The organism is Phytobacter sp. RSE-02, assembly GCF_040578655.1.
GTDB classification, from domain to species: Bacteria; Pseudomonadota; Gammaproteobacteria; order Enterobacterales; family Enterobacteriaceae; genus Phytobacter; species Phytobacter diazotrophicus.
The window spans coordinates 1-12,735 of the sequence record NZ_JBEULY010000033.1 but is presented as its reverse complement, the minus strand read 5'-3'; the positions used below and the strand labels follow the sequence as shown (position 1 = coordinate 12,735).

Genomic DNA, 12,735 nt, shown 5'->3' with positions numbered 1-12,735 from the left:
TAACCTGTGACTGCATGCCGTTGGGTGTGTTCTGCACACCCAGCCCCATCCCTGCCGCGTATTGCACACCGTTGACATCCACACCGACCTTTATCGAATACAGCGCGTTCAGGTTGCCATTGATATCCGCTACCGCCTGGGCGTTAATGGTAATTGCCGCAGCCTGGCCGTTTACCGTGACGCTCAGTGAGTTGATTTTCGTTGCAGAGGTCTGCGTGAAATCAGACATCGTTTTTGCGAAGTCCGTGATATTGGCATTGCCGCCAGCCGTGGCATCCAGGGTTTTCAGCGACTCAGCAACGGCTTTGCTCGCGTCCACCATCACGTTATCAACACGCTGGATACCGGCACTGTTTGCGCCGTACTGAGCACTGAGCGTCATCCGGGTGTTGACCTGCGCCAGCGTCTCCTGAATCAGCGCCACCGCCGTGTTTTGCACCCCACCAGCCGCGTTAGCCGTTTTCCCTGACAGTTCGTCGAAACGGGATGCGGTAGCGCTGTCGAGCGTGGACACAGCCTGTGTGAGCTGCGTTACGTCAGCGGTATTGTCCTCCGTCTGTGCCGTCAGCGTATCAACCGCCGTCGCGCGCGCCTGAGTCTCGTCGGCGAGCGCCTGAGTCAGTTGCGTTACCTGTGCCGCGTTCTGGTCGGTTTTTGCCTCCAGGCGCGTCACGTCCGTAACGCGGGCCTGTGTTTCGGTGGCAATCACCTCCCGTAGCTGGGTGAACGTTGCTGAGTTTACGCCGTTCTGTGCAGACTGCCTGACAACTACGTCAGCGATAGCCAGTGCGTTACTGATAATACTTTCTGCCGTCTGCCGGTTCGCGCCCACTGCCGCCGCCAGTTGGTCGGCGTTTTGGGTAATTGCTGTGGCGAGGTCAGCAACGGTTTTACTGGTTTCAACCGCGTTTTCGATGATATCTTTGAATAGCTCGGTATCCTTGATCTGCTCAAGCACGGCATCAGTGATGTCAGACACATCAACACTGGCCTGCCCCCTCACCCATCCGGTGTAACCCGACTCGTTCCCGGTCCTGTCCACCAGTTGTGCGCGGTACCAGAAAACCTGCCCCGCTTTAAGGCCCATCTGCTGATATTTGCGCAGCGGATACGGCACATCCGCCAGCAAAACCGCATCATCAGCCGTACCCGTGGCGCTGTACTGAATTTCCGTTTTCAGCGTGTCGTCCGTGTTCGCAGGGAATCCCCAGTTCAGTTCAATACCGAAAACCACATTGTCCGACGCGGTGAAACCGACAGGTTTAGGCGGATTTCCCGTTTTCCCGGTCAGTGTTGTCTCGGTTGAATATCCCCAGCCTGAGGAAATTTCAGCCGCGTTAATAGCCCGCACCCGCGCGAGATAACGTCCGGTGTAAATGGCCGGCACCTCAAACGACGCGGTAGAACTGCGGGGTACGTTCACCCAGTCGCCATCGTTACGCCGCCACTGTGCCTCGTACGAAATAGCGTCTGGTGCCTGGTTCCAACTGACGCGCATTGTCTCCAGGCTGATCCCCTGATTCACAACGGCGTAGCTGGAAATGACGATATTCGAAGGTGCAGACTGATTACCCGGCGGGATAACGCTTACCGGACGCTGATCGATAATCGCACCTGTATCAATACGAGCATATTTATCAGGGTCGTGTGCGGCACCCACGATGGTAAACGTGCCGTCGTCATTTTCCGTAACGCTGACAACGCGGTATAGCTGGGCATAGAGCGAATCTGACTCAACCACCCACACCGCATGGGCTTCTGGCGTTGTAGTGAACACCGTCGAAACGGTGACTTTATTTCCGCTGACTGCCTGAATTGTTCGGCTCTGTGATGCGCCTGTCGGGAGGTTCACCATAATGCGATCACCCATCACGGCATCCGGCACGCGGTCGAGCGTCAGTACACGACCACTTACCGCGCTGATGCGGCCGCCTGTCACTTTTCCGGCCAGGTCCCTGTCACTGACCGCAATGATGTATCCCGGCTGTGGGATGTTCCCGTCAAGACCAACAGAGAAGGTGACCACGCGGTCTTTGTTATTGGTCAGAATGCCCCAGCGCCCCTTACGGTTTGCCTCCGATTGTCGGGTGCAGCCGATAGCCGTCAGTTCAAGCTGGTTAAAGCCAAAGCGTCTGACCAAATCCTGTTCGAAGACAGGCTCCATTGCGTCGGCATATCCGTTCGCCGGGTCTGAGTATGAAACCAGCGCAGTGGTATACCGGGTTTTTGAAGTGCTGCTGCTGTATGTGAATTTACCGTCAAGGGTATTTGCGTTGGTGTAGCTGTAATCGACATCACGCGGCATATCAGCCAGAGCAACAATCTGATTGCCGCCCCAGTACGTCATACCCCGGAAAATAGCCGCAAAATCCCTCATGACTGTGTATGCATCGTTACGGTCCTGCACATAAACATTGCAGGTGTAGCGAGGCTCCATACCGTCTCCGCCCTTCCCGTCAGGGACAAGCTGATCGCAGTACTGTGCAACCTGGTACAGCATCCATTTATCGATGTTAGCTGCCGTCAGCCTGTCGCCCAACCCAAAACGATCGGTTACCACCAGATCATAAAATATCCACGCCGGGTTATCAGTCCACGCCCACTTAAACGCCCCTGACCATGTACCGCTGTAGGTGCGTGTTTCAGGGTCGTAGGTATCAGGGACGCGGATAACACGCCCGCGGGGCTCGCAGGATATCTGCGGAATGGAGCCGTTAAACTGGCTGGAGTCGAACTCGATATAGAGCAGTGCTGTGTTGGGATAGCGAAGCTTTGCATCGATAATCCGCAGGACACTGTTAGCGCCCTGTTTGTCGCGTTTTCGCCGTGAAAGTCTTACGCTTGCCACACCCAGCTTAATCGCAGGCAGATTTCCCCGGTTGACCCGGATTGTTGCCCTCGGTTTGCTGACCGTGGCTTTTTTCAGCCTCGCCCGCTGTTTCACCAGCTTACGTGGCACCTTCGTGTCCGTTGCGACAGTGCGCACGCTTCGGCTGACGGCGCGCCCCGCGACCCGGTTAACAGCCTGAGCCGAAGCACGGGGGACCGCCGTTTTACTGATGCTGTTGAGGTTTGCAATTGCCTGTTCAAGCCCGTTAGTAGCGGACATGACAACCTCCTATTCAATCCAGATTTGTGGCTTACCGTTAAAAAACTGGCTGCGCGTAACTTTGTACTCCGTGCCTTTCCAGATCAGCGCGTCATTACGTCGCGGGTGGTAGTTTTCACTGAATACCACCAGCGAAATGCCGTCACCAGTTACCGGCCCCATTTCAGGCACAAAATGACTTTCTACCGCGATAAAGTCGTTGCCATTAATAGTGACCGGTTCACCCATACACCGGACAGTGGCGGCATCCATGCGCGCCGCCATTTGTTCGAAGGGATTAGCCATTGAGGCGAACCAGTACGGTTGTACTGTTGGCTGCTGCGGCTTCCCATGCCTTGCCAGCAGGCGTGGCGCTGGCGCTGTCGAGCTGGATTTTGCCGCTTTTCAGATAAACGGTTTTGCCCTGGGTAATGTTGTCTGCCGCAAGTTTGGGTAACGACACGACCCCTCGCGCCATTCCATCACCAGTTTCACCAGGCTGGATGTCCGTGATGGCAACAGCAACCAGATCACCCAGAGCAATGGGTGAACCGCTGGCAATAACCTCTGTGCCATCGTTGGTAACAGGAATAGTGTTACCGTCCTGAACATAATTTTTCATAGAGGATCTCCACGGCTCCGGGGAGCCGTTTTACAGGCATAAAAAAAGCCCTTTCGGGCGCGTTTGTCTGGTCGGTAATTACTGGCCGGAGGATTTCGTCAGACCGCGATAGTCCAGCGGGGCTACGCCTGCATCGATGCGCACTTTTGTGGCAATACCATCAGTGGTAAAGCCATCCTGCTGATCGATGTAAGGGGTATCCACGCCATTGAGATAGGCCACCTCAATAGTGTCGCTGCCTTTCGCCGCCGCGAGGTACCAGGCTTTTGCATCGGCAACGTCCAGGCGCGGCTCTGCAATGACTTCGGCGAAATTCTGGATGGGGTTAATGATGCCAGCGTTAATATCTGCACCTTTTACACTGGCAGATTTGATGGTCTGATTTGCCAGTGTTTCCAGTGCAACCGGCACCAGCATAAATGCGGGTCGGATGTTCAGAGAACGATCGCCATCTTTTTGCAGACGCATCAGTTTACGGCTGTCGTCCAGGCTGGCAACCGAAATGGCGCCGGAACTGAGGTTTGCATGATCGGTATGGAAAAGTGCCTTGCCGTCAGACAGTTTTGCGTTGGCTGTCAGTACGGCATAAACCAGATCGCCAATGGTGCCTTTTGCTGCACGCCCCATTTTCATGGGAACATCAGTCAGTGCATTAAGGTCATCGTTGATGATGGCCTGACGGGTGACAGAGAAGATCTCACCATAGGTTGCCAACGCGATAGTCTGCCCTTTGTCACCCGTGGTGATGTACTTATACTCCGCACCTTCACGAACCTGACGCAACGACGGGAAACCGCCCATACCGACACGATGAGCGGTTTTAAAGTCGCTCAGGCTGCCTTTTTTCGTCCACAATTCGAAGGTTTCTGACGCTTCTTCCCAACCCTGTAACAGCGACTTATTGGACACATCCAGCAGAATGTTACCGAAGTCAGACGTGCTGTGCGTCAGCGCAAGTCCCACCATCTGTACCGGGTTTAGACCTGAAACACCAATACCGCGCTCAGTCAGCGCCATACGGGCCAGTTCGCGCAGCGTCATGCCGTTATAAAAGTTATCTTTTTCCTGGGCTTCATAACCCGCGCGGGCCATCAGGGATTTACGGATGCCATCACCGACGATGTTTCCGTTACCCGCATAAATGTGGGGCGGGTTATTTTTATTCGACGGAGTCGTGTCTTTGCCCAGTTCGGCCACCGGGAGAATTGATATGCAGGTTAATGTGGCTGACATCGCCCAGCGCCTGCAGGTCACTGACAAACTGTCGTGCCGTTACCCCCCAGAAGCCGATTTCGTCATAAATATAAATTTCCGCTTCATCCGCTGCGAGCGCCTTCATACGGAACCATGAATTACTTTTTACGCTGGCTTTCGGGCGGCGGCTCACCCGTTTTCGTTCTTGCTTCGGCACTGGTGCCTCCTTTGTCATTGGCGGGGTCGGTATCGTACACCAGTCCCAGTTCGCGGTTTTCATCGATCTCCGCTTTTCGGCGGCGTTTTACATCATCAGGATTGCTGCCTCTTGCGCGGACCCAGTCGGATTCCGTTGCCGCGCCACCACGGATAAGTATTTTCCAGGCGTTCGCTTCTTTTGCGGGGTCAATCCAGGGCATCACCGGCCCCGAATAGACAGCGGAATAGAGCGTGTCCATATCGAGCCCCCGAGGCACGGTGATTTTTCCCGAGAGGATCGCCAGATTCAGCCAGGCACGGTAAATGTGGCGTGTCACCGAACCGATGAACCAGTCCTGAAGGACGAAATACCCGTCAGTGGACTCCACCAGTTCCTGCCGCTGGGCGCTGTAGGTGCCGTCGTAGTTACGGGATGCGCTGGAATAGCTGATGCGGGTCCCGGCAGAAACGGCACGTAGCTGACCGTTACGGAACGATTCAAGGTTGGTGTTCGGGCGGTCCGATTTGATCATCCCGATTTCCTCACCGGGACGAAGGTCGTCGTACAACATGCCAGGCTGAATCAGCAGGTCGCGATCCCCGTCCTTTGCCGTCGGCGCATCTTCATAACTCTGGCCGTCACCTTTTTTGATGTACATCCCCAGCGCCGCCGCAATACGCGCGGCCACCAGCTCAGAATCCTCATACTCTTTAAGGGCACTCAGACGCATCAGCACGCCAGAGAAAAGCGATGTTCCACGGGCCTGATGCAGGCGGCGGGTGAATTTAAGGTGCAGCATGTTTTCCGCTGCCACATCTTTGGTCTCCAGTTGCCGGCCTGACACTGGGCTTGTCTTGTACACCTGGTATTTTTTTGGCCTGCCCCAGTTGTCTTTATAAATACCCTGAATGAGCCCCTGTGATTCGTCGCTCTGCATTGGTACGTAATCAGCCTCCAGAGCTTCCAGCCAGAAACTGATCCCGGCTAACGGGCGGTGCAACAGCCGGGGGTGGCGCTTCGCCAGTTTCCGGCGGCGCGCTCTCCAGCCACGTTTGCCGCCGTGCCCAGTCTGGCGCATTCGGCCATTTAATCTTTTCGTAGCCATGAAGGATTGCCAGCGCATCGGCGTAGACGAGCAGGTCAAAGGCTTCATTCGGACCGCGACCCGGCTTACTCCATTTTCCATCAGGTGAACGCTCCTCATACGTCAGCTCGTCGTAGAACCAGCTACCGAGCCATTTCGGGAAATGCACGTAGTTCGGTCCGGGGGATTCGCGCCATAAGGCGTTATTCACCTGGTCTTTCAGTGCATCGGTCTGGAGAAGAAAAAGCGGCACATCACCTGCGGCTTTTGCACGCCGGGTTGACCTGTCCGTGTTGTCAGGAAATGAGCGGGTGATGAGTTTTGAGCGGCGAACACTGTCGCCCTTAAAGAGATAAATCTTTTTGCCCAGCCCTTCACGGCGGCATTTACGCCAGAACTTATAGGCGTTGTCGGTGACACCATCTTCACCACCGGAATCGACCGCCATTGCCATCAGGCGCATACGTTTTGTCGGGTCACCCGCCAGCGGCCAGGACTTTTCAAACACATCAGAAAGCAGTAAATCCCAGTCCTCCGGATAGCTGGCAGGATCAATGGGATAGCATTCGCCGTGCTCACTGGCCCGTAAGGACTGCCGGATGTTATAGCGATCAACCACCCACCGCTCTCCCTGTTCACCGTAGCCGGTAACCTGCACCACGAATCGCCGGGACTTACCACCCTGCACATCAACCGTCGCCACAAGAAATTCAACGCCGTCAGGCACGGTGCGTTTTGATATCTCTTCGGCGCGCTGCTCAAGCAGTTCACTCTTACGCTGCTCGAGGTTAGCGCGGGGAAGATATGGCCGACCAAAGTCGGTATTAACAACCGTTTTTAGCGTTTCCTCACTCTGGGTGGCGTCATACTCCTGCTCAGCAGTCAGGAATTTGTAAATCATCTGCGCCCAGGTCTGGTAAGCAGCGGCGGGGCCCTCCATCCAAAATGACGCGATACGCGAGCGGCGCGGTTCGCCATATCTGTTGCCGTCACGGTCTATTTTCTCCCCGTCCCGCAACCAGACAGAACGAATGTTCAGTTCGCGCTTCATATCCGGCGTAATTTTGCCTTTACATGCAGGACACTGGATAAAAGCGGATTCACTTGCCACAACAGGGTCAGGGGTTTCACGGTAACCCGTCATGTTGGCGACTTCCGGCTGAAAATATTCCCCGCAATGCGGGCACGGCCAGTAAAGGCGACGGCGGTCACCACGGTTAAACAGCGACAGAATCCCGGTTGTCGGCGGCGCTTCGTGGGCAGACGAGGGACGCCATTTTGTGTCCCGGATGTCCCGGCCTGGGGAGCTTTCCACAAGCGTCATCCCGCTGGACATAAAGGTGGTGGTACGCTTCGATCCCAGGGAAAAGGCATCACCCTCCCCGTCGATATCTTCCGGGAAGCGGTCATAGTCCGTCAGCGCCACACTTTTATAGTCAGACGACGACATGATGTTGACCGACGGCCAGCCGAGTTTGAGGTAGTTACCGGCGCGAAATGTGCGGTCGTGGACGTTGTTATCATTACGGCGTGGGCTGAGCCGTGATCTCACTTCCGGGCTGCAGCGGAAAGTGCGGTCGAGACGCTTCTTGGAGTGCTCGCGCGCTTTCTCTTCCGATACCTGAATAACCAGCATGTCAGCGGGATCGCAGACAATGTTGTAAACAATCCAGCCATCAATCAGGCCGATGGTTTTCCCGGTTCGGGCTGGACCGACAAACACCACGGCATCGTATTCACGGGATGCCAGGCAGTTCATCGGCTCGATAATGTAAGGGGTCAGATTCGGATCCCACTTCACAGAGTGACCCGCGCCAATGGGTACATGCATAAAATCTCTGACCGCATCGGCCACCTTCATACGACGCGGGGCACGTAACATGCCGGAGACATCACGACGGGTCCCCCTGGCTGATGCCCGTTTCGCCATCAGTCCTCCTCTGGCTCTTCCTCCTCTGCTGTGGCGTCCATCACTTTCTGTGCGATCTGATCACGAAGTTCGTCGATCACATCCTGCACACGTGAGACTGCAACTGGCGTCAGCGCACAATCTCGCTCAAGAATGTCCGGGAGCGTTTCAAGCACAGTAACGACAGCTTTCGCCATCAATGAAAATTCTCTGGTTACGTCTTCGGCGGGTATAAGTTGCTGAGTATCGACCTCAAATTTAAGCCGCTCGTTTTCAGCCTTCCAGTGCGCGAGCCTGTCTGCTGGCTCCATCTCTTCCACGTTTGCCGTGGAAACCGTGGGGATCATCAGTTCGCTCAGAATATCAGTAACCAGATAAAGCTTGAGCTTGCTGTTACTGCCTGCTGCCGGAGCAACATTTTTCAGCCTGGCGGCAACCGTCTGGCGATGGACGCCAGTGATCCCGGCTAGCTGGTTGATATTGAGTTTTAAGGCCGCGATTTCCTGGTCCATGATGGTGAACACTTTTTGTACGATTCGACATCATTGATTAGCCGGGTACCGGAAAATCAATAACCTGCACACATGATGATGATGACTATAAAATATGAAAACCAGCCGATTCCCGCGAGTCCGCCGCCCCGTGGCAAAGGCCCCCTCCGGGAGGACTCGCTCAAATGATAAAGATTATCATTTGCATAAATAGGTGTTTTGACGTTCAAACGGAGGTGTTCAGGTTCTGGTGCGGAACGCGTACAGTACACCACCCGGCCTGAGCGCATTGGCAATGGCATCATTCACTGCCTGGTTAATGCGTCCCGTGAGAGCGGCCTGTTCAAGTGGTTCCATCAGACGGGGGTCACTGTCTGTTTTCCAGTTGCGGAGAGTGACAGAGATTAAAGCATTATTGATGAACACTTCCCCATCCCTGAACCGAAATGCCGGTTCCTTACCAAAGTGGCGCTCCACCAGATAGCTGATGGCGAACTCTTGCCCGGTAGGTGTGAGGAAGTTGTAATGATTTTCCCCGTCGAACGGCGTTACCGTGTCCTGCGTCATCATGTAACCGAGTTCACGCAGTTCAGCAGCGCCAGCCTTTGATGGCAAGTCACCATCCACCAGCGCGCCACGGAAGAAAAGCGCATGCAGGACATCGCCAGCAGGCCGGAAAGTTCTTTGCTCATGGTTGTTTCCTTTTAGATGTGAGCCTGTCGCACGGGAAGACCGCCCGATAAAGCGGAACGCCCCAGGCTCACGACTGAAAGTTATCGTTAGGCTGCGCGTGCGAGGCGCATAAAAAAGCCCCGCTATTGCGAGGCTGACTTACTTCGTGTATTGCTTATTTCGGGCTATCTTCGAAAATAAAATCGTCAGAGCCAAGACGATGAGATCCATATGCCGATTCATAGTCTCTGCCCAACATACCGGCTTTTGTATCAGCCATGTCCTTTGAGGTATACACGCCGACCAAATGCCAGGGGCTACGACGAACAACAGCCCATCCCATAACCCATCCCTGATTATCAGGGTTTCTTTTCAATCCTTCTGCTACAAACATAGTCTTCTCCTTTGGGTACCCGGAGAACATGCTATGAAATTGAGCAGCAGAAAGAAACGATCCTAAACAAAAGCGGCAGTGATAGACAGGTGAGCTAAGTCAGGTCGGTTATGCTCGACAACCACATCCGTATCTGACCCGACCACTTCATACTTTTTCAAGTAAGGGCTGGTTACTTTGCCAGATAGCGTCTCTTCAATTAATACCTTTCCGGCCTGGATTACTTTAAACGTTACGTTTGCACCCTGGACAATACCATCAGCAAACTCCATCAGGTTGTTAATGGTAACTTTGAGATTTTTCATTTCTAACTCGTTAGTGTTTGCGCGAAAGCGCAATAAAAAAGCCACCAGCGGATGCCAGTGGCTTGGATGTGGTAATCAGGAAGGGATTCGAACCCTTGAGCCAATGGGTACAGGTCGTCAGCACCACCCACCAGCTTGTAGCTGCGTCGCGCTTAGTCCGGAACGGTTTTACCCGCTATCTCGCGCACCTGATTGATATGCTCAAACATTATCACTGGCACTCAGTGAATGCCTGCTGTAATGCCAACAAAAAAAGCCCGCCTAAGCAGCCCTTTGTACTTTACATAAGCTTTATTTTTACTTGATAACCCTCAAGGCCAGACATGGTCTCATTCGGTATAAACTCGATCTCAGAAACCTCTTTGCCTGTTTTCTTGCGCAGCTCAGCAATTTTTTTAGTAATAAGAGCAGAAATCTCTTCCTCAGCTTTACGCTCCAGTTCTTCGTGTTTCATGCACGATCTCCTTTTTCACATAACCTTTTATAAATCATAGGTTATCTTCCCAGAACGCGCTCAGGAATCATCATCCTGGATATTTCCTAAAGAAGCCTGTTAGCTGCACTAACTATCTCTTCTGACGAGAGTTCTCTGTCAGAAGCAACATAAATTTCAGTTTGATCGCCTGTAATCGAGTAACTCCCTACACGCATAATCTTGAGATGGATTTCTTCACCATTTGGATAATTTCGCAGGATAGTTGTCACAGCTTTAATGGTTTCTACCACAATAACTGGCTGAGCATTGAAGAACACCAATACCTTTCTCATTTTATACCTTGCTACAGGTCTGCTGCATGTAATTGAGCATCTGATAAATATCATCAGAAAAGGCCGCACAAACTCAGTGCGGCCTTGCTTAGTGTTAGCCGGGCAAGATGCATCCTGTATCCCTGGAGCCACCCAAAAGGAGACAGGAAATCTGGCCGGGGTAACAGGCTCTGTCATTTGGTGTTGGCTTTGCTGACAGAACCATCATTGAGACTATGGTATTAATAGGAATTAGCAAATTTTATTTATCAAACCAATCGGCAAAATTTATCAATGCCTTGATTTTATTTGTGTTTATCAAGAAAAATAATAAAATCAATAAGTTATTGACTTTCAGTTTATCCTGGTAAAGGAACTGCTCACATACATACGCTTGCAGGCCTTACGATAATTGGTCATAGTTTTGATTCGCTCTCTGAGGGTGAAATAATCCCGTTCAGCGAATGCCTTTTGCGCGGGAGATGAGATGCACAACTTAAGAAAAATCCGAATAAAGCGGATATCTAGAACGTATCCCGCGCTTACGCTTGTTAAATATGGGTTTCTAACAAAACTTAAGTCGACTCATAAGGCAAGAGCGCCTCGCCAGGGCTCATCTCAAGGATGAGGTTTAACTCCTCTCATCAGTTCTGGCTGGTCCGCTTAAAGCCCATAAAAAATGATCTGCATGTTGAGCCCTACCACGATGGGGCTTTTTTTTTATTTCAGGCACTGCTCACGCACATACGCTTGCAGCCCAGTCAGTTGGGCTGTGACGGTTTCGATTCGCTCTCTGAGGGTGAAATAATCCCGTTCAGCGGTGTCAGTAAGTCGGGGGCTGGTTGCATCATCCATGCCGGGGGCGCTGGCCGTTCCGTTCTTTGGACAGGTTGCGTTGATGTGCAGCCCACACTTACCAGTGCTAACGCAACGCTGCAGGTCTTCAAGCTGCTTTTTAGCATCTGCGAGTTCTCCGGTGTATTTAGCGTCGAGAGTGGCAACTTCACGCTGGCGCACTGTCATATCGTTAATGGTGTCGTTCGCCAGTTTTAAATCATGTTCGGCGGTTGCGGCCTTTTCGCTGTAGTGAAATGCAGACCATGCCAGACCGCCGAAGATGCTCAGGATGAAAACGCCGATCACAGCGAGATAACGAATCTTCATCAGGCACCATCCAGGCAGAGAGCCTTTTCTTTTCCGGCACGATCTACCAGCCCCGGCAATACCTGACCCCCTCCCCATACCCAGCGAGTAAATTGATTACAGGCTGCGGTGACGTTGCCGTTACGGAACAGGGCGAACATCTGAGAGCTACGAAGATTGCCGCACCCGGCACGGAACGTAACAGAAACTGCAGCGCTGAAAGTGTTATCAGACAGGTTGCGTCCGTTGCCGTAGCGATTTACGCATGACTCAGCATCAAGAATGTTTGCCTCCCAGTCAGCAGCAATTTGCGTATCAGTTTTACGCGTACCGGCTTTTACGCCGTGAGTGTTGCCTATACCGTCCGTCAGAACACCAGCGGGACAAACGTAAGGATCACGTCGGCAGGATTCCGCATTACCGATAAGCTCAAGTCCGCGTTGATTGGTTCGCACCTGCCCGTTGCTCACGACGATAGCGATGATTGCCATCACTGAGCAGATAGCACCACCAGCGATTTTAGCTTTACCCATCACTCACCCCTGGCGGCTTTGCGCCGATCCTCTTTGATTTTGAAATAAAGATTGGTCAGATACGTCAGCAGACCAAAAAGAACACTTGCGATAACACCTAACGCTGCCCACTGCGAGGGCGAGACTTTATCCAGTAGCTGGAGCACCCAGAACCCTCCGTTTGCTCCGGCAAAACCGTAGCTCACACCAGTTGTTATTTTGTCCATTCGATACATACTCCACCTCCGCTTTTCGGGAAGTGCTGTGCGATGTGAGAAAGGGAAGGTCAGGCCCTCGGACTGCAATTAACAACGAGACGATGAGGGTTGACTGCTCGGGTCCTAAAAATTAATAGACCCGCTCAATGCGAGGATT

General features: G+C 53.0%; 15 protein-coding genes and 2 pseudogenes. All 17 read right to left on the bottom strand.

Annotated features, from left to right (window positions below; translation table 11 throughout):
• The coding region (locus tag ABU190_RS27075) for a phage tail protein (protein WP_354692899.1) at positions 1 to 3,109 on the bottom strand (3,109 nt) is incomplete at its 3' end.
• A 9-nt stretch (positions 3,110 to 3,118) separates the two neighbouring features.
• The gene (locus ABU190_RS27070) at positions 3,119 to 3,394 is read right to left on the bottom strand and encodes an ATP-binding protein (protein WP_354692898.1); all 276 of its coding nucleotides are present in this window, start codon (positions 3,392 to 3,394) and stop codon (positions 3,119 to 3,121) included.
• Complete coding sequence (locus tag ABU190_RS27065; RefSeq protein WP_354692897.1) at positions 3,387 to 3,710, bottom strand: capsid cement protein; 324 nt, start codon at positions 3,708 to 3,710, stop codon at positions 3,387 to 3,389. The genes ABU190_RS27070 and ABU190_RS27065 overlap by 8 nt, the downstream gene beginning before the upstream one ends.
• A 78-nt stretch (positions 3,711 to 3,788) precedes the next feature.
• Positions 3,789 to 4,907 (bottom strand): annotated as a pseudogene (locus ABU190_RS27060) (ClpP-like prohead protease/major capsid protein fusion protein); the annotation flags it as partial.
• Positions 4,870 to 5,049, bottom strand: coding sequence for a hypothetical protein (locus ABU190_RS27055; RefSeq protein ID WP_354692896.1), 180 nt, complete (start codon positions 5,047 to 5,049; stop codon positions 4,870 to 4,872). The pseudogene ABU190_RS27060 and the gene ABU190_RS27055, both read right to left, overlap by 38 nt.
• Positions 5,050 to 5,062: 13 nt before the next feature.
• A pseudogene (locus ABU190_RS27050) lies at positions 5,063 to 6,094 on the bottom strand (phage portal protein); the annotation flags it as partial.
• Positions 6,051 to 8,117, bottom strand: a complete 2,067-nt coding sequence (locus ABU190_RS27045; RefSeq protein WP_354692895.1) for a phage terminase large subunit family protein — start codon at positions 8,115 to 8,117, stop codon at positions 6,051 to 6,053. The gene ABU190_RS27045 and the pseudogene ABU190_RS27050, both read right to left, overlap by 44 nt.
• Entirely contained in the window at positions 8,117 to 8,608 is a 492-nt protein-coding gene (locus ABU190_RS27040; protein ID WP_079497860.1) for a DUF1441 family protein, read from the bottom strand. The genes ABU190_RS27045 and ABU190_RS27040 overlap by 1 nt, the downstream gene beginning before the upstream one ends.
• Before the next feature lie 219 nt (positions 8,609 to 8,827).
• Entirely contained in the window at positions 8,828 to 9,202 is a 375-nt protein-coding gene (locus ABU190_RS27035) for a hypothetical protein (RefSeq protein ID WP_354692894.1), read from the bottom strand.
• The gene (locus ABU190_RS27030; protein ID WP_354692893.1) at positions 9,154 to 9,279 is read right to left on the bottom strand and encodes a hypothetical protein; all 126 of its coding nucleotides are present in this window, start codon (positions 9,277 to 9,279) and stop codon (positions 9,154 to 9,156) included. The genes ABU190_RS27035 and ABU190_RS27030 overlap by 49 nt, the downstream gene beginning before the upstream one ends.
• A 155-nt stretch (positions 9,280 to 9,434) precedes the next feature.
• Positions 9,435 to 9,653, bottom strand: a complete 219-nt coding sequence (locus ABU190_RS27025; RefSeq protein ID WP_354692892.1) for a hypothetical protein — start codon at positions 9,651 to 9,653, stop codon at positions 9,435 to 9,437.
• A gap of 62 nt (positions 9,654 to 9,715) precedes the next feature.
• Positions 9,716 to 9,958, bottom strand: a complete 243-nt coding sequence (locus ABU190_RS27020) for a hypothetical protein (protein WP_354034592.1) — start codon at positions 9,956 to 9,958, stop codon at positions 9,716 to 9,718.
• Positions 9,959 to 10,238: 280 nt separating this feature from the next.
• Positions 10,239 to 10,412, bottom strand: a complete 174-nt coding sequence (locus ABU190_RS27015) for an addiction module toxin, GnsA/GnsB family (protein WP_079496527.1) — start codon at positions 10,410 to 10,412, stop codon at positions 10,239 to 10,241.
• An 86-nt stretch (positions 10,413 to 10,498) separates the two neighbouring features.
• On the bottom strand, positions 10,499 to 10,726 hold the full coding sequence (locus ABU190_RS27010) for a hypothetical protein (RefSeq protein ID WP_335255110.1): 228 nt from the start codon (positions 10,724 to 10,726) through the stop codon (positions 10,499 to 10,501).
• 699 nt (positions 10,727 to 11,425) lie between these two features.
• Complete coding sequence (locus ABU190_RS27005) at positions 11,426 to 11,869, bottom strand: lysis protein (RefSeq protein ID WP_354692891.1); 444 nt, start codon at positions 11,867 to 11,869, stop codon at positions 11,426 to 11,428.
• A complete protein-coding gene (locus tag ABU190_RS27000) occupies positions 11,869 to 12,381 on the bottom strand; it encodes a lysozyme (protein ID WP_354692890.1) in 513 nt (170 codons plus the stop codon). Before ABU190_RS27000 ends, ABU190_RS27005 begins: the two co-directional genes overlap by 1 nt.
• Positions 12,381 to 12,596: a class II holin family protein gene (locus ABU190_RS26995; RefSeq protein WP_354692889.1), complete on the bottom strand. Its 216-nt coding sequence runs from the start codon at positions 12,594 to 12,596 to the stop codon at positions 12,381 to 12,383. The genes ABU190_RS27000 and ABU190_RS26995 overlap by 1 nt, the downstream gene beginning before the upstream one ends.
• Positions 12,597 to 12,735 lie beyond the last annotated feature (139 nt).

What these genes read in the sequence shown, in the direction of transcription:
- ABU190_RS27070 (WP_354692898.1), bottom strand. Translation starts at nt 3,394, where the DNA reads ATGGCTAATCCCTTCGAACAAATGGCGGCGCGCATGGATGCCGCCACT.
- ABU190_RS27065 (WP_354692897.1), bottom strand. Translation starts at nt 3,710, where the DNA reads ATGAAAAATTATGTTCAGGACGGTAACACTATTCCTGTTACCAACGAT.
- ABU190_RS27055 (WP_354692896.1), bottom strand. Translation starts at nt 5,049, where the DNA reads ATGAAGGCGCTCGCAGCGGATGAAGCGGAAATTTATATTTATGACGAA.
- ABU190_RS27045 (WP_354692895.1), bottom strand. Translation starts at nt 8,117, where the DNA reads ATGGCGAAACGGGCATCAGCCAGGGGGACCCGTCGTGATGTCTCCGGC.
- ABU190_RS27040 (WP_079497860.1), bottom strand. Translation starts at nt 8,608, where the DNA reads ATGGACCAGGAAATCGCGGCCTTAAAACTCAATATCAACCAGCTAGCC.
- ABU190_RS27030 (WP_354692893.1), bottom strand. Translation starts at nt 9,279, where the DNA reads ATGAGCAAAGAACTTTCCGGCCTGCTGGCGATGTCCTGCATGCGCTTT.
- ABU190_RS27025 (WP_354692892.1), bottom strand. Translation starts at nt 9,653, where the DNA reads ATGTTTGTAGCAGAAGGATTGAAAAGAAACCCTGATAATCAGGGATGG.
- ABU190_RS27020 (WP_354034592.1), bottom strand. Translation starts at nt 9,958, where the DNA reads ATGAAAAATCTCAAAGTTACCATTAACAACCTGATGGAGTTTGCTGAT.
- ABU190_RS27015 (WP_079496527.1), bottom strand. Translation starts at nt 10,412, where the DNA reads ATGAAACACGAAGAACTGGAGCGTAAAGCTGAGGAAGAGATTTCTGCT.
- ABU190_RS27010 (WP_335255110.1), bottom strand. Translation starts at nt 10,726, where the DNA reads ATGAGAAAGGTATTGGTGTTCTTCAATGCTCAGCCAGTTATTGTGGTA.
- ABU190_RS27005 (WP_354692891.1), bottom strand. Translation starts at nt 11,869, where the DNA reads ATGAAGATTCGTTATCTCGCTGTGATCGGCGTTTTCATCCTGAGCATC.
- ABU190_RS27000 (WP_354692890.1), bottom strand. Translation starts at nt 12,381, where the DNA reads ATGGGTAAAGCTAAAATCGCTGGTGGTGCTATCTGCTCAGTGATGGCA.
- ABU190_RS26995 (WP_354692889.1), bottom strand. Translation starts at nt 12,596, where the DNA reads ATGTATCGAATGGACAAAATAACAACTGGTGTGAGCTACGGTTTTGCC.